The following is a 22,090-nucleotide window of genomic DNA, read 5'->3' as shown; positions in this document are numbered from 1 at the left end:
CACTAAATGCTCCCCGCTGTTACGATTCGACTGTATGTTTCGCCTCTGCCCAATGTTACGTTATCAGGAAATTGTTCGGGACCATCATAACGAAGGCGCTCTTCTTCAAGTTCCTCTAGTTTGGTTACTTTGCCTTCTATCCAACCATGTATTCGGTACTCTGCCGTTTCGATTCTTGTCAATAAGCCTCCATAGCGAATATCTAGAACTTCCCATCCGAACGCTTTATTAACGGAAAACCAGACTTCTCTATGTGCCTTTCGTAAAGAATCAACCTCTACTTTAAGAATTTCAAGCTTTTCAAGACAAACCTTAACTCCAATTTTATTCCGCTTATCATAGGCAGACTTCAAATCAATACCAAGCTCCGCTTTCACGCTCAATACCCTTGCTAGCTGCTCATAAAAGCTAAATAACAAATCCATGCCCTGATTACGTACTTTAACCGCCGCTATTTGCTCCATTAAACCTTTGTAATGCTCAGCGATAGGAAGTCCTTTTATATTTTCATCAAACAGCCCCACTAACACATCCTGCCATAGTAAAAACTTTGAAGGGTTTGATGAATATAAGTTATCCTCCATGACTCCAGGGATTTCATCAAATTGATTCAATAAAAGAAAATCATCTAGCTTGTACCCTGTACAGTAGGTAAATCGTTCTTCCAAATGCTCTCTACTAACTTCTTTATGATAAGTATGTTCAGCAAATAGTTGTAATCCAGGAAGAGCTGTTTGGATTGGAGTTTCAGCTCCATTATCCCCCCACATTGTTGCAAAGACCTCTTTAACTCCTGTTTTTCTGCAGGCATTTAAAGCCGCCTCCGAGTTCCTAAATGCCCTCGCGTAGTTTGGAGAGATTCCATTCCAGGTCCACAGTCCTCCAGCAAAAAGTGGATCTGACACGATCTTTTTATGGGTATTCAGCATTTCCTCATAAAAGCTTTCATCGGAATGATAGTAATCCCAGTACACCATTTTTACGTTTGGAATGGATTGTTTAACTTGATCCAACAACGATGAATCAAAGTCATAATAGTTTCCATTCTGAGAAGCCAATCTGAAATACATGTCACTCCAAATCATCGGCTGCAACCCATATTCCTCTGTGATTGATACTACTTCCTGAAGATGCTGATTCATTATTTCAAATCGATTCTGATACCCGTTTTTTTCAATGTACTTTCCACGCCCTAGCTGCAGAGCTTCATCCATTCCGATATGAATTCTCTTCGTACGATACGGCCTCGACGCTGCTACTATCATTCTCTTTAACAATTCATAGGTTTTCGGTTCGCCGACTAGTAAAATATCTTCTGTATCCTTTATATCATTCGCAAAGCCCCATTTTAAGGCTTCCTTTAAATGAGCCAATGTTTGAATACATGGTATCATTTCAATTCCTAATTGGAAGGCATAGTCGTCACATTCTCGAATTTCATCCTCAGAGTATCTTCCACGCATATATCCAAAATAAGGTATTCCCGGAACCTCATACGTTTCCTCTGTATAAACCATTACCATGTTTAAGCCCATTACGGCCATTTTACTCAATAGCATTTTTATTCCATCGACTGTTAATACTGCGTTTCTCGAAACATCAACCATCGCACCACTTGTTTCAAATTGAGGTTCTTCAGTTAGATGGAATTCTTTGCATTTTTCAAAGTGCTGAAGCCATAGTCCTAACCCTCTAAAAAAATGAATTTTGTTTTCAAAGATGATTTGCCCTTTTCCATCTTTATTTTGTACAACTAAATGTCCTTGACAATTTATCACTTCAATTGGATATCCGTCTTCAGCACTTTGTATTCCCAATTCATCACTAAGGATTGCAATCCCTTCTATGACCTCTGTTAAATCACCTGTAAAATGTATTTTCATGTTAAACCTCCTTCACAAAAAATTGCAATGCGGCTGGTAAATCCCTTTCCCAAACCTTCCATAGATGCTCGGCCTCAGATTCTATATAACTTACATTTACACTTTTTAAAAGAAAGCTTCTATACAATTGGCGATTCCTTGTCAAAATATATAATTTTTCCTCAGATATCGCAGATTCAAACTCATCCTCATAGATTCCTACGGTTTGATAGACATTCCATGTAGATAAATCTAAAGCCTCCAACTGTCTAATATCTCCCTCAGAAACAGCCGGAGACTGGAGCAATACATGCGTCCATATTTCCGGCTTTTCTAATGCGATATTTAAGCTAATATTACCTGCTAAAGAATCTCCCAGAAGGCCTCTTTTACTAATTTTCTCAACTCCTAGATTACTTTCAATATCAGGAATAAATTCATCATTTATAAAACGCAGGTAATTAGGAAAGGAAGCTCCTTTTCTACTAAACGATTCCCATCTTTCAATCGAATCGCCAGGATGAACTAGAACGAATACGAGATGGTCAGCCAGTTCAGGATTTAGACGCACTACATTCTGAATGGCCTTCTCTAGTCCTCCCAGCTCTAAATAATCCTTGCCATCCTGAACGTATAAGAGATAAGCATCTTCAATATTCTCGCTAGTAGTTATAACCATGTAATCTAGTGATTTCTTTAAATAAGAACTATAAAATGTACGATTACATTTTTTCAATGTATTTAGCCCCTTTTTTAGCTAAATTTATGCAATGAAATTGCCCCATACAGTCCAGCTTTATTACCAAATTGTGATTTCAAAATTTTCACATCTGAATAGCTATCCATTATGTGTTGTTGAACTTTTTCAGAAACGAGTTTGATCGACATATCTTGTTCCATAACTCCACCACCTAAAATGACACAAGGAGGGTTGAAGATATGAATTAAACTGGCAATACCAAGTGCCACTTCATTTGTCCAAGTATCTAATAACTCAAACAACCTCTTGTCGCCACCTTGTATCATTTCAAACAGATGTCTACCATTTGTGCAGTTTGGATATATTTTTTTTACTTCTCTTAGCAAGGCTGTTGTGGATCCATATTGCTCATAGCACCCTCGTTTTCCACAACCACAATGGATACCGTTAGGGTAGAGGTTCATATGACCAAATTCTCCCGCAATCCCAGTAACACCACGATGCAGCTTTGAGTCGATCACAATAGCGCCGCCGATGCCTGTTCCGAAAGTTAAAAAGAGAAAATCGCGATACTCCTTACCAGTACCATAAAATTTTTCACCAAGAGCCGCTGCATTCACATCGTTTTCTACCTTAACAGGCACGTTAAATTTCGATTCTAAGAGATCCTTTATTCTTGTACCAGTATAGTTTGGTAGATTGTCATTTGCATAGATAATATAACCTTCCTCACTGTTTACCTGTCCAGCAGTACTAATACCGATTGCATCTATATCAGGGTACTTGGAGATTATATCCTCCAATTTTTGAATGATAGAAGGTCCACCCTTTTTACTTTCCGTTTCAACTTCGTTAAAGAACACTATATTCCCATTCTCATCGGTTACGCACATTTTTATCGATGTCCCACCGATATCGGCAGCAAATATTTTCATTTCACTCTCACCTCAATGGGACTTAGTCCTCTATAACTTGTAAAAATCGTTTTGTAATTTCTTGCGGACGTGTAATGGCTGAGCCAACTACAGCTGAGTGAACCCCAGTTGTAAAGACTTCCTTTAATTCCTCTGGTGACGAGATTCCGCCCTCGGCAATTACCGGTATCGTTAAATTATTAACAAACTGCTTAATCAAATCTATGTTAGGTAATTTTACGCCCTTTGTATAATCTGTATAGCCACATAATGTTGTTCCTGCAGCATCAAATCCCAAATTTTCTGCTTGAATACCTTCTTCTAGTGTCGAGCAGTCCGCCATAAATAGTTGATGTGGATATTTCCTTCTGATTTCTGGAAAAATCGCTGTAATTGTATAACCATCAGGTCTCACTCGAATAGTGGCATCTAATGCAATCATATCTACCCCTTCTTTTACAAGAAGATCAATCTCCCTCATTGTTGGAGTGATAAAAACATCAGAATTGTCATAGTCCTGTTTAATAATCCCGATAATTGGTAAGTCAGTTACTTTTTTAATTTCATGAATATCTTCTACACTATTAGCCCGTATGCCACTTGCGCCTGCCTGGGTTGCAGCCACCGCCATTTTGCTCATGATATAGGAGCTATGAAGAGGTTCATGAGGCAATGCTTGACAAGACACGACTAACTTTTTATAAATTTTGTCAAAAAACGCTTGTTTGTTATCCATTTCATGCACTCCAGTTACCTACTCCTCCCTAGGATTATTATTTTAAAGGTCTAGTTCGCTCCACCATTTGTAATCCTCTAAATACACCGTATCAAAAAGCATTACTCCGTTGGACCGTTCTTTACATAGCTGAACAGCCTTCTTAAATTGTTCAACATTGTTGGTATAATCCTTCAAATATAAACTAGCAATCACCGGAATTTTCCCATTAATAACTTCCTTGCTCATATCAATCGCACCTTCGACACTATACCAACTAGCAGGTCTCCCATTGCTCTCTGCTTCTTCCATCGTAACCTCATTGTAGTAGCAGCCTGTCATGATAAAATCAAATTCCTCTGCATATCCCGTTGTATGATACGTTTCAGAAGCCCATTCTAATGAAGGGAGAAAGGTTTCACTCCCCCAGTTGACACCTTCGTTATAATATAGCGGATACCATGAACCCACATATATTGTAAAAATTAAATCTGAATTCTTTGTTTTAACCACACTTTTTGCTTTTTGAACAAAGTTTTTAATGTTTTTAGCACGGAACTCTGCCCATTTTGGAAAAAGCGGACCGAATATAGGTTTCTTTTCCTCAACAGTCATAATATCCTCTGGCCAGTTTTTCAGTTCTTGGCCGATATAATCTTCAAATTTCCCTTTACTTAAATTGCTAAAATCTCCATAGATGTTTGGATATCTACATCTATCTAAAACAACACCATCTATATCATAGGTACTCACAATTTCTCGAATAATATTTAGTTCATATGCTTCAACCTCCGGGTGAATCGGGTTAACAAAGACAGTTGGATCATTGTGATTTTCCTCAGCTGTTGGCATATTAGAAAGGGACTGGTTATAATGAACAACTTGCCACTCGGGCTTGTCATAAACCATTCCTTCTTTTTCTATTCCATTTCCTTCAGCAAATATATCGACATTTGCGATTATTTTCAGACCTGAGCCTTTTGCATGAAGGATCATTTCTTGAAGAAAATCTCGACCCTTCCAAGCATGATACTGTTCGTCCTTCATTTCACTAACATGATAGGCAAATTCACTTGGAAATGTTGTAAATCCATATGGGATTTTTGCATCAACTATAAGATGCGTAATCTTACTTTTAAGGGCATGTTGAATTAGCTCTTTCATTTTATCCGGCTCTAACAATCGAGTACCGTTTGCTAAAAAATCCACCCATAATATGTTTGATTGGTCCACTTTTCTCACCCTTCCTATAGGTCAATATCTTCTGGCCAATGTAGCTGAATGCCGTTATTTACTAGAAGTTTTTGATAATCCTTTAGGTATTCCTCCTCTTGTCTTACCTGATGAGGAATAACATTGTTTAATAACGAATACGCCACTAAGTAACCTGCTGATTCTCCAATATTCCATTCCGTTGGGTGAAGTCTGTAACATCCATTTGTAACTTGAGTAGTCCCGATATTTTTACAAGCAGGGAGTAGATTCTTTACACGGATTGGTAATAAAGCACCAAGTGGAATTTCATAAGGATAATTTGGGATATAGAAGCTTCGTTTGGAAACCGTTGTATGATGTAAATCCAGATGATAACTTCCAACACCTACACTATCAAAATACTCGCATATCCCTTGGTCTCCTCTTATTTCTTTACTGACATCTTTTTCTGTGATGGTGTATACAGCCTTAATTCTTCTTGATTCTCGAATATATGGATATTTGGCAAGGCCGTCCTCCGTATCCAATACATCCTTACGGAGTCTTAATCCAGGGTAGCCTTTTCCACCGTCAAGTCTCGGTGCTTCTGTTTGTAGCCAGTACAAGAGAGATAAGCTTTGTTGTTTCGCATTGAATAAGTTCTTTTCAATTTCCTCATCTGATACTCCATAGATCGGACCATGAAAATAGTCATTCTGCGCCCAATTTATGAGGGAAATATCGCCTTCATATAAATCCCCTTCTATATTCTCTGTATCTAGTATTCTTCGATAGGTAAATAATGAAGGAATTCCTTCATTATTTTGGAGTAACGTAAATTGTTTTAGCTTGGATGTATCATCGGCATCTGTTGCATACCAGCTAAAAAGAGGCAGATGCGAGAAGCTTGGCATATACTCGCGCCAAAAATCAAACTGCTCGGGTTTATCAATGGTAAAATTGCCACCTTCGACATAATCAACCGCAAACACATATGTAAAAGATTGCATATCGATTGGATTTGCTTCCTCTAGAGCATGGGGTTCTCCAGTTTCGTTTCTTGCCTCGGCACCTGACACATATTCAACCCCTGCAATTGGCAGAACATCCCCACATTCTGTGGCATCTAAAAAGTATTGACCAATCAATTCAATTGTTTGAGATTTTTCAATGTGAGTCACGGTGACAGATTTTACGATATCATCTTCTGTCTTCGCATCTAAGGGTTTATAGTTGTATAGAACTTTTATCTTCCCACTGTTTAGGTATGGGGCAAGCATATCTTCAATTACCTTTAAGGCAACCTTTGGTTCATGTGCTAACCGACTTACCCAGCCATTTCCGGGGTTTAGTATTTCATTTTCTCTCGCTTCTTTTGTAAGTGGATAGTTATCGCGATAATATTGACGTACTCTATTTCTAAATTCTCGATACGTGTTGGTACTACCGTATTTTTCAATCCATTTATGCTCATCTGGAGGTACCGCCTGACTTGTAAGCTGTCCACCCAGCCAATCTGTTTCTTCCGTAATAATGACCTTTAAACCCATTTTGGCAACAGCTAATGCGGCCATACAACCACCTAAACCTCCGCCTATCACCACAACATCTGTAGATTCTTGCTTCCCCATTACCGGCAACTCCTTTGTGGGTCACACGGACAGGTCCGTCTTTCCACCATATTTATACTCGGAACAGGAATCTGTCCCATTTTATTTAACTCTACGTATATTCTCAACTTCCAGACCGACTTCAAACATACGACTCCAAGGCATGTAACACTTTTTGATCTTTATCTCGTTATCTTCATCGATGAGATTTTCCTTAATAAACTCCTTCAATTGCTCCTGAACAATTTCAGAAACCCTTCCATTCTTTCCGTCGACAAGGAAGTAGTCATAACCTAATTCAGGCAAGATGGTATTCGTGACATTATTTCTGACAAAACTGCAATATCCCGCATCTTCTACATAACGCAGTGCTAGAAAATTAGTATGTTTTTGGGTGTTACCATATATATTGTGAAGCATTCCTTGTGTAATGCATGTTCCTAACGTATTTGAGCTCGTATTCCAGCCAGCGTAACCAGCTAATTTAAAAAGAAGATTTTTTCTTTTCATTAGTTTCAGGAACGCCAAATCTGAGCCATTCGCAAACGCAACATCCGCCACTACACATGGGATGTTTCTTTCATTCATTGTAAAATCAAGTTGTTCCACAAAATCAATTAGATTTCGATTCACCTGATATTTTGTACTAAGATTGTCTTGGTAGGCTGCTTCCATCATCGGCTCTACTGGCGAATTCACGAATAATGCAAAGTCAGCTTCTGACCGGTTTGAGGTAATAAGTCCACCTGCTGCTAAAACTTGATATTTAAGAGTTTCCATTAAAGGACGATCCTCATATAACGGTGTGACAGACGGACCTTGTGTACTTGAGAAAACTGGATATACCAATGGTCTCTTCCCTTTAAAGCTGTTGATCATTTTCGCCAACAATGTACAGCCGACTTCATCTGCGCCGGGATACATATACACATCTAGCTCAAGATTATGAGAGGCAATCGCTCCTCTAACTTCTTGTTGATCAATCGCAGTCCATCCGTAAGGTGCGGAATCATCTTGAGGAATGATCAAGAAATCAATCAAGCCGTTATTCACATACTCAAGGACAAGCTTATTGACCTCTACATTGATTTTCCTTCTAGATAAATAGTCATCTATTATTTCTTGTGGTATTTGTTGCTTTAAGTTTTCGTACTGCTTATGATTTTCCTCAGATGCTACATTGGCTGAAATCAGATGATGCAATTCCCCGTATTGAAAAATCTCACTTCCCCAGTCTTCGTAATAATCCGGCTCTTCGTCACTACTTGAATACTTGGGACATCTCATGATTAAGTTGGATGCATATATTTTTACGTCTGGATGTATTTCCTTAATACCGGAAAGCCTTGCGAGTGCATTCCTGCATTCATCCAATGTTAGAGAGTGCAATCGAGAAGGAATGATTCCTCCAAATAATAATGTATCTAATGACAGAATTAGTCCGTCTGAATCTACTGATTCCTCATACAGCCATTCCCATATCTTTTCCATGTTTCCTGGAACTTTTTTATTCCCCATTAAGCTCAAATCTGGTCTTATGAGATTCACTTCTCCATGGGACGAGGAACCTGTCCCTCTGTCCCCAAGAAAGTTTGGGAAGGAGTAGTTACAGGGGCGTTCGTCTAATGGGATATAAGCAATTTTATACATTCGAAATCTCCCTTTTCTTGGCTCTTTTCGTTTCAGATGTATTATCCTTTAACCGCACCTGAAATTCCTTCCATATAGTATTTTTGTGTAAATAAGAATACGAAGATGATTGGCAATACTGAAATTACCGTTCCAGCAGCAATCCAACCAAAGTTATATGAAAACTGTCCATTTAGAAAGCTTAATGCAGAAGCTAACGGGTATTTTTCAGTATTTAATACAATAATTGGCCATAAGAAGCTATTCCAGTTCGCCATAAATTCAAATAGCCCAACAACGGCAACGGCTGGTTTAATCATTGGCATCATTAATTGACCCCAAATCCGAATTTCGGATGCTCCGTCCATTTTTCCAGAATCCCTTATATCGGTTGGTATTCCCATGAACGCCTGTCTGAATAGGAATACATTGAATACGGACACAAGTGTTGGAAGGACAACACCAGTAAAGGTATTAATTAATCCCATCGCATTAATCGTTAAATAGTTAACTACAAGTCCTGCAGCTGCTGGAATAATCATCGTTGAGATGAGCAACAGGAAGACAAAGTTTCTACCTTTAAATTTAAAAATAGCTAACGGATATGCCGTTAAAGCACTGAATAAAAGACTGAGGGTTACACCTAAGAATGTGATAATAACCGTATTCCAAATATATTTAAGAAAGTCCATGTATTCCCATACTTCCAAATAATTTCTGAAATCAATGAAGGTTGGAAATATTGCAGGTGGAAATGCAAAAATATTCTTTCCAGGCATGAGAGATACACTTATTAGCCAAATGAATGGTCCCATCATGAAAATGGCAAATAAGATTAGCAACACATAAACAAAAAACTTACTGATTAATTTTTTTAGTTGATTTGTATTTTTCATTGGCTTATCCATATTAATATGGATTTACACCACCCTTCCTGTTAAACACGAAGATGAAAATACTAAAGAACATAATAATGAAACTAACAATTAATCCTAGGGCGGATGAATATCCAAATTCAAATTGTTCAAATCCTTGTTGGTAGATATACACACTACTTGTTAATGTTGCATTACCAGGTCCACCGGACGTTAAGACGAAAACTTCATCAAATACACGAATAGCTGCCATTAAAGAGATTAATGTACAGAAGAACATATATGGCTTTAACAGAGGGATAGTGATCTTAGTAATGACTTCGAAGTTACTTGCACCATCGATTCTTGCAGCCTCAATACAATCATTTGGAACAGCTTGTAGGCCTGCAAGATAGATCATCATATAATAACCTAATCCTTTCCATAAGGTAATAAACATCAAGGCCCATAGTGCTGTATCTTTATCAGACAACCAGTTAATCTTTTCACTTAATAGACCAGTAGACATTAAGAGATAGTTAAGTACCCCATTAGAGCTCATTAACCAACCCCAGATTATCGCAACAGCAACCATAGAAGTAACAACCGGAATATAATAGGCAGTCCGGAAAAACTTTATGCCCGCTATTTTTCGATTCACTAGAATAGCCATTAAGATAGAGATAATTTGAATAAAAGGCACAATAATCATATATAGTAGAGAGTTTTTAATCGACGCAATAAAATCAATGTCAGAAAATGCACGCTTAAAGTTCTCAAGTCCTACAAACGACGTTTCCCCAATAACCGAATAGTTCGTAAATGCCAAAGGTAGACTGAAAATAATCGGCCAAAAGGTAAATACAGCAAGTAATATTAATCCTGGCGCCATAAAAAGCCAGGCAGTTTGAACCTCTGAAAATCTGCTAAAACCGACAGTTCTTATTTTTCCCATACGGTTTTTCCTCCTAATCGAAAATGGGCAGAAATTCATCTGCCCATTCACTTTTCATATATTATCTAGCTAAGATAGCATTAACTTCTTTCTCAGCTGCTTCAAGCTCAGCATCAAGATCTTGATCATTGATATAGATGTTTTGTAGATGTTTATTTATTGCACTATCCACGTCACCTGCATTTTCAATACCAAGGTAAAAGTCTGTTGCTTTGTCTAAACTTTCAACAGAAGCAGTTAGAGCTTGACCTTCTAATGTTCCATCATTTTTATAGAAATGTTCATCCTTTGCAGCTTCTTTAGTAGAAGGTAGCGTGTTTGCTGCTTTCGAGAATGCTAATTGATTCGCATCATTTGTTACATAATGTGCAAATGCAGTTGCAAAATCTACATTCTTAGATTCCTTTGGAACAACTAGATTCATAGTGTTTGTAAAACGAATACCTGCTTTTCCAACTGGTGCTGGAACAGCGATTGTATTTTTATATACATCTGGTGAAGCAGTTTTTAATTGGTTAATAAACGAAGAACTCGAGATGATCATACCTACTTGTTCACTACCAAATAGTTGAACTTGTTTATCAAATGCTGGAATATCCTTTGGAATAACACCAGCTTCGATTAAATTAATATTGCCTTGGATATATTCCTTTACTTCATCATTATTGAATATCGCTTTATCACCTTCTACAATTTTGAAGCCCTCTTCAAGGATAGATCGAGTCTCCATACTGAATACGTATCCAAAAGAATCTGTTTTGTCTGCAATTTGTTTACCCCAGTTTGCTAGATCTTCTTTTGTTTGTGGAGGATTATTTATATCAATACCTGCTTTTTCTGCTAATGACTTATTGATATAAAGAACCGGAATACCCGTATACCATGGAAGTGCATATGCACCTTCACCTTGCAAAGTAGAATTATAGATTCCTTCAAAATAAATTCCTTTTTGCTCGTCAGTTAACTGTTGATTGAAATCAACTAAGGCACTTTTCGAAGCCAATTGGTTCGCCATTACAGTATTTAAGTTAACTACGTCAGGAGCTTTTTTACTTGCAATACTTGTCATTAATTTGTTCTGAACTGCGTCATACGGAAAATCTTTCCAGTCAATTTTCACCCCTGGATTCTCTTCTTCGTATTTTGCAATAAGTTCATTGAAATAATCATTAAATGTTGGTTGAAGCGAAATTGTCCAAAATTCAACAGTTGTTTTTTTATCTTTCCCTTTTTCTGAATCCTTTACTCCTGAACTTTCAGAGTTACATGCAGCTAAGACCCCTAAAATAAGTAAAAACACCATAATTAATGATAATAATTTTTTGTAACCTTTAATCAATTCATTTCCCCCCACTGTTTTTATTTTGATCCTAGATATCTCCATGAAAGCGCTTTCGCGAAATGCTTTCATGAGTGAATTATCTATCTATTTAGAAATGTAACACTTTTTGGAGATTAAATCCACCTTTTTTTAAAAAAAATAAAAAAATCTCCATTTTCATATTAAACTAACTATTATTTATTTCATGATCCTTAGCAAACAAAATTGAAGAACAGGTAAAGGCAAGAAAACTGAAAGTAATAATAAAGGGAACAAATTTTAGGTAGACGGATAGTATGACAATAATTGCATTGATGAAAACGATAAGTAATGGCTTTTGGGGCTGTCTAAAGAATAGAAAAATACTTCGAATAAATAATGTTTTAAAACGATGTTCACCTAATATAAATAGTTTGGTAAGATTGCAAAATACTCCTAAGAATAAAAGAGTTGCAATTATATTAAAGGGCAGAAGAAAATTCTGTAATGTATTTGGCAAATAATTAACAGCCATAATATCCCCTATTATGACAACTGAAACAAATAGAAGAACAAGCCAGATTGTAATTCCTTTTTTTAGATAATCATAAAAGAGCTTAAAAAACTGTTTCCAAGCTGGTATTGGTTTATCTTCAGACAAACCTTTAATAGCTCCTACCAATGCTACAAAGGCAGGGTAAGCAGTTACTAATGGAAGTGAGCATATTATGAATAAAAAGTTTAATAGAACTAAATCTACAATATATTCAAGAACTTCAAATAGTTTATTATTTGAAGAAGTCATGATTTTCACCTTTTTCTATTAGTTAGTTAGTACAATTTATCAAGAACTGATTCTGCCGTACTTTTTATCGCTTTGGACGCTTGTTCTTTATTGCGAAGAGCAGCATTCGTTGCTAGAACATCTAATAGTAAAAGCTGAGCAATCTTGGAAGAAAAAATTCCCCCTTCAAATGGTGATTCCTTATTTGCAGCCAAAAGAATTAAATCTGCAAATTTTGTAATAGGTGACCTAGCTTGATTTGTAATACAAATAATACAAGCATTGTTTTCCTTCGCAATTTCAATTGCATCCACAACATCCTTTGTACTTCCTGATGAAGAGATAGCAATAATTAAATCCTCTTTACCTAATAACGAAGCAGTCATTGACATGATATGTGAATCAGAAACATGTTCCGTATTATAACCCAGTCTCATTAATCTATGTTGACCATCCAAAGCCGTAAATCCAGAAGAACCCACACCAAAGAAATAGATCTTCTTTGCACTGTTAATTTTGCCTACCGCAGATTGCAAAGTACTCTCTGCGAGTAATGCCACCGTATCATTTAAAGCACTGACATTTTGAGTAGCTATCTTTTTCGCAACTATATCAACGGAATCTTGTTCATCTATTTTTCCATAGACTTGTTCGTCAACTCCCATTAGATTTTGTGCAATTGCTAATTTAAATTCTTGAAATCCTCTATATCCTAACTTTCTACAAAAACGCAAGACGGTTGTTTCACCAACCCCCACGCCTTCCGCTAAATCAGTTACAGAGGAATACACAGCCTCCGCATAATTGACCATAATATAATCCGCTACCTTTTGCTCTGTTTTCGTAAGCGAGTTATAAACTGATTTAATAATTAAAAGAGGGTTTACTTTCTCATTCTTCGGCATAATAATTCTCCTTTATATTGGTTCTTAAATCCACTTGAAGAAATATTCCTCCACTTAAATTGAAAGAGGATTTCTCCTCCAATTACAGAATACAAAATCTCAATCTATTCGTCAATATTATAACAAGTTTGTTGAGAGTTCTAAGATTGATATCTCGACTCACCATTTTTCTAGATGTGCAGTTGCCTTTTTCATCCTTCAGATAAAAAAGAAAATCCATCCACTTATATTTTTAAAAAAGGAGGAAAAATTCATTATATATAGAATATTATAAATATTGAGATCCCTTTTTGACTTCTTCAGATAAATTGTCAGTGATTATTGGGATTTCGCAAATTTGAGAGGAGGAAAACGAATGAAAAGAAAGTCTGCTTTAGTTTTAGGTACTATTCTATTAGCATTTCTTCTGCCTAATCAGTCATTTGCCAATGAGAATTATGTTCCAATTGAAACACTTAAGCCTGCGGTTCATCTAGAAAAACCAGAATTAAAACAAACAGGAGGAAAACTGATACTAAGTGATTCTCCAGAAACTTACTCCGACAATGGTGCGTTTTATCGAGACAGTGCTACAGGTGAATTCCGTGTATTTTGGCATCATCAAAATGTTAGTGGGGAGGATCGAAACGTCAGCCTAGCACTAACGAATACTTCGGACGAACCAGTGATGCTGTATTCCAAAGGAGTTGGAGCTTCAGTGAGTATTTATCCTGACGTAGCTGGAAAAGAAGCGTTAGTACAATTTCTAGAAGAAAAGGCTGAAAAAAAATATATTTTAACATTGCAACCTGGCGAAAGCTATTACCTGGAAAAAAATGCAGATGATGGAGAAACAGTTAGCGGGATTGCCCAATATGATGTCTATACGAAACACCGTCATCAGCCGGCCAGTGTCACCGCAACCATACTTAACTATGTAGAAAAACCAGCTGACCCACTTTCTGTTGAAGTCTTAGCGCCTGATTCACATGTTCGTGGAAGTTTCCCACATTTTGATCGTGAGGGTATACTTACTTATGATACCGCATTAGGAAATGCATATATTCGACTATCTTCTGCAGCTTCTGGTCAATGGAGCGATAAATTACCGGGAGAATACGAAGAAGGTATTAGTGTAGTAGATGCAAACAAACCGGTAATCAACAATGGGAACTACGGTGTTTTATATAATTTAGACGTTAAAGTGGAAAATGCTTTACATCGTCCACAGCAACTCTCCATCTACGACAACCCCGCAGGTGGATTTGGTCATTTTGCTATGCAATGGAACGGTAAGCTTAAGACTACAGGGTTTCTAAGCTATGTAAATGCATGGAAGTTTGCGACTGAAACAATTGGAGCCAACGGAAATCAATACGATTTTGTTACGAGTCTTCCAGGCGGTGCATCTGGCCCTTCTGTTATATACTTTGTCCCAGAAAATTAAGTTAAACCAAACGTAAGGGGGCTCGCAGGGACTGGCTCTCTGTCTCCCCCAAAAAAGTAGGAGGGAGAGTAAACCTCCGTCCTACTTTTTTTTATTTTTCATGCTAATTTTTAAACTCTACCTTCCCGTTTACCCGTTGACAGCTGCAATTGGTTTTGTTCGACTTTTACAAAATGATGCTATTTCAAAAGAAAATCGTACCCAATACCTCTCCACGATGAATGGTACAATTCATGTAGAAAGTGATGTTGGAGAAGGTACGACATTTAAATTCGCGTTTCCTTCCTTATTACCTACTTTTCTAGAACCGGTAGAATCAGAGGAAACTGAGAAGGAACTTGTTGTGAGTTGATAAGTGCTCAGAACTTATACTATGGTTAGCCCCAGTATTTAATAATCAGAACTTTTTAGGTTCCCTATGTGCCAAACAAATATTAACGCCGAGCACCATGCTCTTTTTTGACCCGCGAAATTTTATAAATTTGATTGCTTACCGGCATCGCTTTAAAACGATTATAAAACATCGGGAGAACGAGACCCACATAATCATCTAAAAACTTGTTTTCCATTCTTTCTTCTATGAGCACTCTATACTTTACCAAAGCACTTACGATCAGTTGTTCATTTGGTTCAGACATACTAATCGTCTCTATATGTTGAATCGATCGAATCCTGGGCCGCAAAATCTTTTCTACTTTTTTTTCATAATCTTTCGTATTTTTTACTTCCACTAACATATTTACTACCGTTATTACTTCAATCATTTGAAATCCTCCATGCGTGAATAGCTGATACTCTTTACTAATGGTAGCATATGAAATAAACAAAATCCCACTGGAACGATTACACTTGTTCCAGTGGGATTCTATTTGTATATGTTTATTTTCGAGTAGCTTTTAAACCTATTACTTTTCATTTCGTTCACTCAACTATCGATAAGAACTGTCTTGTTCTGTCTTCTTTTGGGTTAAGGAAGATTTCTTCTGATGTTCCTTGTTCGACAATTACTCCTTTATCCATAAATATGACTCTATCTGCGACATCTTTTGCAAAGTTCATTTCATGTGTAACTATGATCATCGTCATTCCTTCTCGTGCTAAATCCTTTATGACCTGTAAAACTTCTTTCACAAGCTCGGGGTCTAAAGCAGAAGTAGGTTCGTCGTAGAGCATAACCATTGGATTTAACGCTAACGACCTTGCAATAGCTACTCTTTGCTGTTGCCCGCCTGACAACTGGGCTGGGTAGTAATCACATCTGTCACCAAGACCAACTTTTGTCAGAAGAGCCTTCGCTAGTATTCTTGCTTCTTCTACTTTGGTTCCATGGATAATTATTGGACCTTCCATCACATTTTCAATAGCAGTTTTATGTGGAAACAGATTGAACGATTGAAATACGAACCCGGTTATCTTTCTAAGTTCTCTTATTTCTTTTTTTCGTTTGCGATTTTTATTGCCACCTGCATCTACTTGGAATTCACCAATACGAATAGTTCCCTCTGTTGGTTCTTCTAAGAAATTTAAACAACGTAATAAGGTAGATTTTCCAGAGCCGCTTGGTCCCATAATTACGACCACTTCACTTTTAGCAATTGTTAAATCTATCCCTTGTAATACCTCATTCGTTCCAAAGGTTTTTTTCAAATTTTTAACTTGAATGATACTCATAGACATCTCCTATCATTCGTATTCAATACGTTACACCTATCGAACCAAGTATTTTGACGACCGAACTTCTAGTTTATCTAAAATGGTTGTGAAGAAAGTTATTAATACCCAATAAATAGCCGCAGCTAGTAAATAGATGGTAAGTGGTTCAAAAGTTTTCGCAATGATCAAACTCGACATTTGCAGTAGTTCGGTTACGGTTATTACGGAGACTAGAGAGGTATCTTTGATAAGTACAATAAATGTGTTGGATAAGGTAGGAATAGCTATTCGAAGGCTCTGTGGGAGAATAATTCTCCTTAATGCTTGCGAATACGTCATTCCCATGGATAGTGACGCTTCCATCTGGCCATTATCCACAGCAAGTATTGATGCCCGAAAGGATTCTGATAAGTAAGCACCAGCATTTAAACTTAACGCCACTACTCCTGAAGATATCGGATCTAAAGAAATACCGATTTGCGGTAAACCATAGTAAATGACAAAGATCTGAACAAGCAGAGGAGTTCCACGAATAATGGAAACATACGTCGTTGCAATTCCATTTAATATTTTTACTTTTAGTATTCTTACAATCGCAGTGAAAAATCCAATAATGAGCGCGATTACAATAGATATCGCAGCCAATAATATAGTCATTAAAGTTGCCTTAAGTAAGGATGGCAATGAATCAATAATTATCGTAACATCCATACATCAACCTCCTTTCCGACGAATTACAAGGTTGATATTCCCCTTAGTTCAAAATATCCTCTTTAAAATCTATTTGAATTCCTAGATTATTTAACTCCTCCATAAATGGTTGGTATCTTTCCCTAATGATTAAGCTCTCTACTGGTACGACACCTGTCTCTATAATCTTTTTACATGCAATCCATTTCGCCATTATTGCTGCAGGAATGGCCGTAGTTTTGGCCATAGACGTAATTTTTCGCTCGTGATCGTATAGGTCAACCATTTCCCATGTAAATTTGGTTGGTTTCCCATCCTTTATGCCACTAACTTCGACTCTTAGCACGGTTACATCTTCATTAGAGGCTCCAATCATTTTCGGTGCCAGAACTCGTTCTGCAAAAGCTCGTGGCGTTATCGTAACTCCCTCTATTTCAATAGGATTATTATCGAGAAATCCCAGTTCTCCCAAAACATCCATCTTGCCCCAATGTCCAGGATACCTAACTGTTTTTTCGTATAGGTTTTTCACTTTATCTTTTAGTATATAAGCCGTGCTATGAGCATCTGTAATAACAGCTTCACAGTTACCTACGGGTAGAGGGAATGTCATCTTTTCTAAACCTGATAAAGGAGATAATTCTACAAGTTTCCCATTTTCAACTGCAATAGCGGGTTTTGTATAAAGACCCAGCACACTTTCTAGTCGAAAAACAACTTGATACCATAATGGAGGAACTGGATGTCTTGGAATTCCCCCACAAATCATAATCGCTTCTTCTGCTTCATCTAGCATCTCAATTCCTTGAGCCGCCAAAAAGTTCGTTATTCCAGGAGCTACTCCACAGCCTGGAACGATAATTACCCCTGCATCCCTCGCAGATTCATGTAATTCTATTTTTTCTTTGAACATAGATCCTACTAGATCTACCAAATGGCATTTGGATTCTATTGCTGCTTTTATAGCAACGAGACTTAAAGAATGAGGAAGGCAAGCAACCGCCACATCGATACCCTTCAACACTTCAGCTATATCTTCTTTCGTTTCTAATGAAGCAACTTTCCCAATAACTTTAGGACTATTGGAGATTTCTAAACATTTATCAATACTCTCTTGTCTCACATCCACAGCAGTGATTAAGTCTATTTCCGTAAATTTAGCAAGTTCACATACGACCGTTGTGCCAATCATCCCTGTACCTAAAACGACAATATGCAAGGTTTCCTTCCCTCCTTATCATGTTGATACTTTTGTTCATTTATTGTTCAACAGGGTCTGATCCAAACCATTTTATATATATTTCTTTATAGGTTCCATCGGCTTTCATGTCACTTAGAGCCTCATTTACCTTTTCAATAAAGTCTTCGTTACCTTTGTTAACTGCCATTCCGATCTCATCTACTTGAAGAATATCACTCGCAACTTTTATCGGCAGATTATTTTCTTTAATGTTATAGCTTACTAACAGTTGGTCGTTAATAATGACATCTAATCTTTCATTTTTAAGATCCTCTAGATAATCACTAAATGCTTTATATAACTTGACGTCAGCACCTTCCACACTGTTTGCAATTTCTTCAAAGGTAGTTCCACCACCAACACCAACTTTTTTCCCTTTAATATCTTCCAGTTTACTAATATCATTTGTTTCTTCACGTGTGATTAACACCGAGCCTGTAATAACATATGGATCAGTGAAATCTACACTTTTTTTCCTTTCCTCTGTTACAGTCATCTGCCCAATAATAATATCGAATTTATCCGCCTTTAAACCGCCTATTAAACCTTCCCACTTAGATGTTACAAAATTAGCCTTCACTCCTAATCTTTTCGCAATTTCATTTGAAATATCTACATCAAATCCGGTTAATTCATCATTGTCATCTAAATAGTTAAATGGTGGATACGTACCCTCAAATGCAACATTCAGCACTTCTGATTTTTCCATTCGATCTAGTACTTTTCCTCCCCCAAAGCCGCAACCTGCAACAATACTCAAGATAATTAAAGTAATGATGGTCAAAATTAGTTTCTTCTTCAATGCTTGTCCCCCTCTATAATGTAAAACATTGTAAACTCGCACATATTAGGAAAACCAACTCCCTTTCATACAATGTATTCTTAATGACTGGCTATTATTATCAGATAAGCTAATAAACCTACATCCCTAGTTGAAGAAAAGAAGAAACTTGTTTTCATGAAACTAATAGAAACCCGTTGGAACAAGTGTTACTCGTTCCAACGGGTTTCTATTTGAATGAAATTAATACAGTAATAACCTTGAAATCTAAAATCACAAAAATCAAAAGCAATTAAATCCCTATCCAAGGGCAAGCAACATTTTTCATTAGCTGTTTCAGCTATTAGATCTTAGTCTCAAAGATATATTATTACCGGTCTCGATTACTTTACTTGTTAGGAATGCGAGACGTTCTTCCGTTAGGTTGAAACTGACAACGCCAATGCTGACAGCCCCAATGATTTGACCCAGACTGTCTTTGATAGAAACCGCGATAGATGATGTGCCTTCCGTTCGCTCAGAGTGGCTAGTTGCATAGCCTTGCTTCGAAATTTGGTCGAGTGTTTGTAGAAACTTTGGTATTTTGTCGGGTGGCAATTGCTGTGACAAAATACTTTCCGATTGGGATCTAGGCATAGCTGCAAGCATTGACCTATTGGCTGCTCCAATATGTATTGGAATACGCAATCCTAGTTGATCGTAAATTCGGATTGGGTTATTTTCGCTATCAATTCTTTCTACAATCATCGCTTCTGCACCAATAGGCTTACTTAAATAGACACTCTCCTCTACCTCTCTAGATAAGCGTTCCAGCTCTGGTCTAATTTTACTCACATAGTCGATTGTATCGTACACCTTTAAACCATACTCTAGCCAAACTACGCCAAGACGGTACAACTTAGAGTGTTCATCTTGCTCCACCATGCTCTGTTTAATCATGGCTTGTAGTAATCTATGCATCGTGCTAAGTGGCAGCTCACATTGTTTAGAAAGCTCGGATATACTTACTCCTTTTTCATTGGTATGAATTGCTAATACTTTAGCAACAGTCATTGCACGAATAATAGATTGCATGTAAGTCACCCCTTTTTTATTAGTCTAAAATAATATTATTTAACATTCTAAATATATTGACAGTTTATCATAAAACACATATATTTTAAATATAATATTTCCGTTAAACGGAAACGTTTTCCGGTGAGCGGAAAAGGAGGAATATAAATGGATTATAACTCATCTATGTATAAAAAGTTAGAGCGAGTAATTGTAAAGCATCCAAACGATGCCTTTATTAGTCAAGAACACTTATCCGATGAATGGAAAGTATTCAATTATCTAGAAAAACCAAATTTTGAAGAAGCAGTTCGTGAATATAAAAAATTCATTGAGATTTTAGAAAAGCATGTACCGCAAATTGACTACCTTCCAGTATCTGACGAAGTAGGATTAGATTCTATCTATGCGCATGACCCGGTGAAATTTACGCCAGCTGGGGCCATTATTTTAAAATCAGGTAAGAAATTAAGACAGCCAGAGGCATCCGTTTATAAAGAGTTTCTCAAAGAAAAAGAGATTCCTATTATTGGAGAGTTAACTGGAGAAGCAGTATCAGATGGTGGAGATATCATCTGGTTAGATGATCATACAATTGTTGTCGGCCGAGGATACCGTACAAACGACGAAGCAATTCGCCAACTCAAAGAAATAACAGCTCCGTATGTAGAGGAGTTCATCGTTGTACAGCTTCCGCATGATCAAGGAGAAGCGGAATGCTTACACTTGATGTCTTTTATAAGCATGGTTGATAAAGATTTGGCGGTGGTTCATTCACAATTGATGCCAGTATTTTTCCGTCAGTTACTGATAAAGCATGGTATTCAATTAATAGAAGTTCTAAAGACAGAGTACGATAATCTCGGATGTAATGTACTAGCGCTTGCACCACGTGTGTGTGTAATGATCGAAGGAAATGAAACGACGAAACAACAATTGCTGGATGCAGGAGCAACGGTTTATGAATACAAAGGACGAGAAATCAGTATATTAGGTACCGGTGGTCCAACATGTCTAACAAGTCCAGTCATTAGAAATTAAGGGGGAAATAAAAATGAGTAAATTTACAAAAGTAATCGCAAAAACACCGGGTAAGAGCTATGTAGAAGGATTAACAACCTCAGATCTTGGGAAACCGGATTATGAAAAACTATTAGTTCAGCATGAGGCATATGTGGAAGCATTAAAAAAGTGTGGAGTTGAAGTAACACTACTACCAGCAAGCGAAGAATTTCCAGATTCAACGTTCGTTGAAGATGCTGCCGTGCTGACATCAGAATTTGCCGTAATTACAAATCCGGGAGCGGAATCTCGAAATGGAGAAATTATTGAAATTGAAAGAGTTTTAAAAGATTTTTATAAAAAGTTACATTACATTAAATCACCAGGAACACTTGATGGTGGAGATATTTTACAAGCAGATAACAATTTTTATATTGGAATTTCTGAACGCACAAATGAAGAAGGAGCACTGCAGTTAAAAGAAATTCTAGAAAGCGAAGGATTTGAAGTAACAATCATCCCGTTACAAAAGTTTTTCCATTTGAAAACAGGTATTGCTTATTTAGGAAACAACAAAATGGTCGTTGCAGGTGAATTTGTTGATCACCCTGCATTTGATTCTTATGACAAAATTGTTATATCTGATGAGGATGAATATTCAGCAAACTGTATTCGTGTGAATGATTATGTAATCATTCCACAAGGATATAGCGAAACGAAACGAAAATTCAAAGAAGCAGGCTATGAAACTATTGAGTTGGATATGTCAGAGGTTCGTAAACAAGACGGTGGTCTAAGTTGCCTATCATTAAGAGCTTAACAA

The 22,090-nt window shown here is 37.0% G+C and carries 22 protein-coding genes; 4 read left to right on the top strand and 18 right to left on the bottom strand.

The window, feature by feature from the left end:
* Positions 1 to 2 precede the first annotated feature (2 nt).
* The 12 genes from LDK52_RS13395 to LDK52_RS13340 all read right to left on the bottom strand — a co-directional run bounded on the left by LDK52_RS13395 (position 3) and on the right by LDK52_RS13340 (position 13,422).
* Positions 3 to 1,883 (bottom strand): beta-N-acetylhexosaminidase, encoded by a 1,881-nt coding sequence (locus tag LDK52_RS13395; RefSeq protein ID WP_277586461.1) that lies wholly within the window; start codon positions 1,881 to 1,883, stop codon positions 3 to 5.
* A gap of 1 nt (position 1,884) precedes the next feature.
* On the bottom strand, positions 1,885 to 2,598 hold the full coding sequence (locus tag LDK52_RS13390; protein ID WP_277586460.1) for an alpha/beta hydrolase: 714 nt from the start codon (positions 2,596 to 2,598) through the stop codon (positions 1,885 to 1,887).
* A 17-nt stretch (positions 2,599 to 2,615) separates the two neighbouring features.
* A complete protein-coding gene (locus tag LDK52_RS13385) occupies positions 2,616 to 3,497 on the bottom strand; it encodes an ROK family protein (RefSeq protein ID WP_277586459.1) in 882 nt (293 codons plus the stop codon).
* Positions 3,498 to 3,519: 22 nt separating this feature from the next.
* On the bottom strand, positions 3,520 to 4,212 hold the full coding sequence (locus tag LDK52_RS13380) for an N-acetylmannosamine-6-phosphate 2-epimerase (RefSeq protein ID WP_277586458.1): 693 nt from the start codon (positions 4,210 to 4,212) through the stop codon (positions 3,520 to 3,522).
* Positions 4,213 to 4,254: 42 nt separating this feature from the next.
* Entirely contained in the window at positions 4,255 to 5,424 is a 1,170-nt protein-coding gene (locus LDK52_RS13375) for an alpha amylase family protein (RefSeq protein ID WP_277586457.1), read from the bottom strand.
* 14 nt (positions 5,425 to 5,438) lie between these two features.
* Positions 5,439 to 7,016 carry an FAD-dependent oxidoreductase gene (locus LDK52_RS13370; RefSeq protein WP_277586456.1) on the bottom strand — a complete coding sequence of 526 codons (1,578 nt, stop codon included), beginning with the start codon at positions 7,014 to 7,016 and terminating at the stop codon, positions 5,439 to 5,441.
* Between the two features lie 81 nt (positions 7,017 to 7,097).
* Positions 7,098 to 8,645, bottom strand: coding sequence for a DUF4127 family protein (locus LDK52_RS13365; protein ID WP_277586455.1), 1,548 nt, complete (start codon positions 8,643 to 8,645; stop codon positions 7,098 to 7,100).
* A 41-nt stretch (positions 8,646 to 8,686) separates the two neighbouring features.
* The gene (locus tag LDK52_RS13360; RefSeq protein WP_277586454.1) at positions 8,687 to 9,520 is read right to left on the bottom strand and encodes a carbohydrate ABC transporter permease; all 834 of its coding nucleotides are present in this window, start codon (positions 9,518 to 9,520) and stop codon (positions 8,687 to 8,689) included.
* A 13-nt stretch (positions 9,521 to 9,533) separates the two neighbouring features.
* On the bottom strand, positions 9,534 to 10,433 hold the full coding sequence (locus tag LDK52_RS13355; RefSeq protein ID WP_277586453.1) for a carbohydrate ABC transporter permease: 900 nt from the start codon (positions 10,431 to 10,433) through the stop codon (positions 9,534 to 9,536).
* A gap of 61 nt (positions 10,434 to 10,494) precedes the next feature.
* Positions 10,495 to 11,772, bottom strand: coding sequence for an ABC transporter substrate-binding protein (locus LDK52_RS13350; RefSeq protein ID WP_277586452.1), 1,278 nt, complete (start codon positions 11,770 to 11,772; stop codon positions 10,495 to 10,497).
* Positions 11,773 to 11,941: 169 nt separating this feature from the next.
* Positions 11,942 to 12,538, bottom strand: a complete 597-nt coding sequence (locus LDK52_RS13345; protein ID WP_277586451.1) for a DUF624 domain-containing protein — start codon at positions 12,536 to 12,538, stop codon at positions 11,942 to 11,944.
* 26 nt (positions 12,539 to 12,564) lie between these two features.
* Positions 12,565 to 13,422: a MurR/RpiR family transcriptional regulator gene (locus tag LDK52_RS13340; RefSeq protein ID WP_277586450.1), complete on the bottom strand. Its 858-nt coding sequence runs from the start codon at positions 13,420 to 13,422 to the stop codon at positions 12,565 to 12,567.
* 355 nt (positions 13,423 to 13,777) lie between these two features.
* On the opposite strand from LDK52_RS13340, the gene LDK52_RS13335 reads away from it, so the two are divergent.
* Together LDK52_RS13335 and LDK52_RS13330 are read left to right on the top strand one after the other, a co-directional pair.
* The gene (locus tag LDK52_RS13335; RefSeq protein WP_277586449.1) at positions 13,778 to 14,848 is read left to right on the top strand and encodes a hypothetical protein; all 1,071 of its coding nucleotides are present in this window, start codon (positions 13,778 to 13,780) and stop codon (positions 14,846 to 14,848) included.
* A gap of 100 nt (positions 14,849 to 14,948) precedes the next feature.
* Complete coding sequence (locus tag LDK52_RS13330; RefSeq protein ID WP_277586448.1) at positions 14,949 to 15,200, top strand: hypothetical protein; 252 nt, start codon at positions 14,949 to 14,951, stop codon at positions 15,198 to 15,200.
* Positions 15,201 to 15,282: 82 nt separating this feature from the next.
* Here LDK52_RS13330 and LDK52_RS13325 read toward each other — a convergent pair whose 3' ends face one another.
* The 6 genes from LDK52_RS13325 to LDK52_RS13300 form a co-directional block, all read right to left on the bottom strand.
* Positions 15,283 to 15,612 (bottom strand): hypothetical protein, encoded by a 330-nt coding sequence (locus LDK52_RS13325; protein ID WP_277586447.1) that lies wholly within the window; start codon positions 15,610 to 15,612, stop codon positions 15,283 to 15,285.
* Between the two features lie 157 nt (positions 15,613 to 15,769).
* A complete protein-coding gene (locus LDK52_RS13320) occupies positions 15,770 to 16,519 on the bottom strand; it encodes an amino acid ABC transporter ATP-binding protein (RefSeq protein ID WP_277586446.1) in 750 nt (249 codons plus the stop codon).
* Positions 16,520 to 16,555: 36 nt separating this feature from the next.
* The gene (locus LDK52_RS13315) at positions 16,556 to 17,212 is read right to left on the bottom strand and encodes an amino acid ABC transporter permease (protein WP_277586445.1); all 657 of its coding nucleotides are present in this window, start codon (positions 17,210 to 17,212) and stop codon (positions 16,556 to 16,558) included.
* Positions 17,213 to 17,255: 43 nt separating this feature from the next.
* Positions 17,256 to 18,410 carry a saccharopine dehydrogenase family protein gene (locus LDK52_RS13310; RefSeq protein ID WP_277586444.1) on the bottom strand — a complete coding sequence of 385 codons (1,155 nt, stop codon included), beginning with the start codon at positions 18,408 to 18,410 and terminating at the stop codon, positions 17,256 to 17,258.
* Between the two features lie 40 nt (positions 18,411 to 18,450).
* Positions 18,451 to 19,233, bottom strand: coding sequence for a transporter substrate-binding domain-containing protein (locus LDK52_RS13305; RefSeq protein ID WP_277586443.1), 783 nt, complete (start codon positions 19,231 to 19,233; stop codon positions 18,451 to 18,453).
* Positions 19,234 to 19,548: 315 nt separating this feature from the next.
* Positions 19,549 to 20,286: an IclR family transcriptional regulator gene (locus LDK52_RS13300; RefSeq protein WP_277586442.1), complete on the bottom strand. Its 738-nt coding sequence runs from the start codon at positions 20,284 to 20,286 to the stop codon at positions 19,549 to 19,551.
* Positions 20,287 to 20,433: 147 nt separating this feature from the next.
* Between LDK52_RS13300 and LDK52_RS13295 the strand changes: the two genes are divergently transcribed.
* Positions 20,434 to 21,306 carry a dimethylarginine dimethylaminohydrolase family protein gene (locus LDK52_RS13295; RefSeq protein WP_277586441.1) on the top strand — a complete coding sequence of 291 codons (873 nt, stop codon included), beginning with the start codon at positions 20,434 to 20,436 and terminating at the stop codon, positions 21,304 to 21,306.
* 13 nt (positions 21,307 to 21,319) lie between these two features.
* Positions 21,320 to 22,087 carry a dimethylarginine dimethylaminohydrolase family protein gene (locus LDK52_RS13290; protein WP_277586440.1) on the top strand — a complete coding sequence of 256 codons (768 nt, stop codon included), beginning with the start codon at positions 21,320 to 21,322 and terminating at the stop codon, positions 22,085 to 22,087.
* Positions 22,088 to 22,090: the final 3 nt, after the last annotated feature.

Source organism: Psychrobacillus antarcticus, assembly GCF_029533155.1.
In the GTDB taxonomy this organism is placed as follows: domain Bacteria; phylum Bacillota; class Bacilli; order Bacillales_A; family Planococcaceae; genus Psychrobacillus; species Psychrobacillus antarcticus.
The sequence above is the reverse complement of the archived record's forward strand: the minus strand, read 5'-3'. Positions and strand labels throughout refer to the sequence as shown.

Bases quoted from the DNA above. Each gene is read 5' to 3' on its own strand.
- LDK52_RS13395 (WP_277586461.1), bottom strand. From the start codon at position 1,883: ATGAAAATACATTTTACAGGTGATTTAACAGAGGTCATAGAAGGGATT.
- LDK52_RS13385 (WP_277586459.1), bottom strand. From the start codon at position 3,497: ATGAAAATATTTGCTGCCGATATCGGTGGGACATCGATAAAAATGTGC.
- LDK52_RS13380 (WP_277586458.1), bottom strand. From the start codon at position 4,212: ATGGATAACAAACAAGCGTTTTTTGACAAAATTTATAAAAAGTTAGTC.
- LDK52_RS13370 (WP_277586456.1), bottom strand. From the start codon at position 7,016: ATGGGGAAGCAAGAATCTACAGATGTTGTGGTGATAGGCGGAGGTTTA.
- LDK52_RS13365 (WP_277586455.1), bottom strand. From the start codon at position 8,645: ATGTATAAAATTGCTTATATCCCATTAGACGAACGCCCCTGTAACTAC.
- LDK52_RS13360 (WP_277586454.1), bottom strand. From the start codon at position 9,520: ATGAAAAATACAAATCAACTAAAAAAATTAATCAGTAAGTTTTTTGTT.
- LDK52_RS13355 (WP_277586453.1), bottom strand. From the start codon at position 10,433: ATGGGAAAAATAAGAACTGTCGGTTTTAGCAGATTTTCAGAGGTTCAA.
- LDK52_RS13345 (WP_277586451.1), bottom strand. From the start codon at position 12,538: ATGACTTCTTCAAATAATAAACTATTTGAAGTTCTTGAATATATTGTA.
- LDK52_RS13340 (WP_277586450.1), bottom strand. From the start codon at position 13,422: ATGCCGAAGAATGAGAAAGTAAACCCTCTTTTAATTATTAAATCAGTT.
- LDK52_RS13335 (WP_277586449.1), top strand. From the start codon at position 13,778: ATGAAAAGAAAGTCTGCTTTAGTTTTAGGTACTATTCTATTAGCATTT.
- LDK52_RS13330 (WP_277586448.1), top strand. From the start codon at position 14,949: ATGCTAATTTTTAAACTCTACCTTCCCGTTTACCCGTTGACAGCTGCA.
- LDK52_RS13325 (WP_277586447.1), bottom strand. From the start codon at position 15,612: ATGATTGAAGTAATAACGGTAGTAAATATGTTAGTGGAAGTAAAAAAT.
- LDK52_RS13320 (WP_277586446.1), bottom strand. From the start codon at position 16,519: ATGAGTATCATTCAAGTTAAAAATTTGAAAAAAACCTTTGGAACGAAT.
- LDK52_RS13315 (WP_277586445.1), bottom strand. From the start codon at position 17,212: ATGGATGTTACGATAATTATTGATTCATTGCCATCCTTACTTAAGGCA.
- LDK52_RS13300 (WP_277586442.1), bottom strand. From the start codon at position 20,286: ATGCAATCTATTATTCGTGCAATGACTGTTGCTAAAGTATTAGCAATT.
- LDK52_RS13295 (WP_277586441.1), top strand. From the start codon at position 20,434: ATGGATTATAACTCATCTATGTATAAAAAGTTAGAGCGAGTAATTGTA.
- LDK52_RS13290 (WP_277586440.1), top strand. From the start codon at position 21,320: ATGAGTAAATTTACAAAAGTAATCGCAAAAACACCGGGTAAGAGCTAT.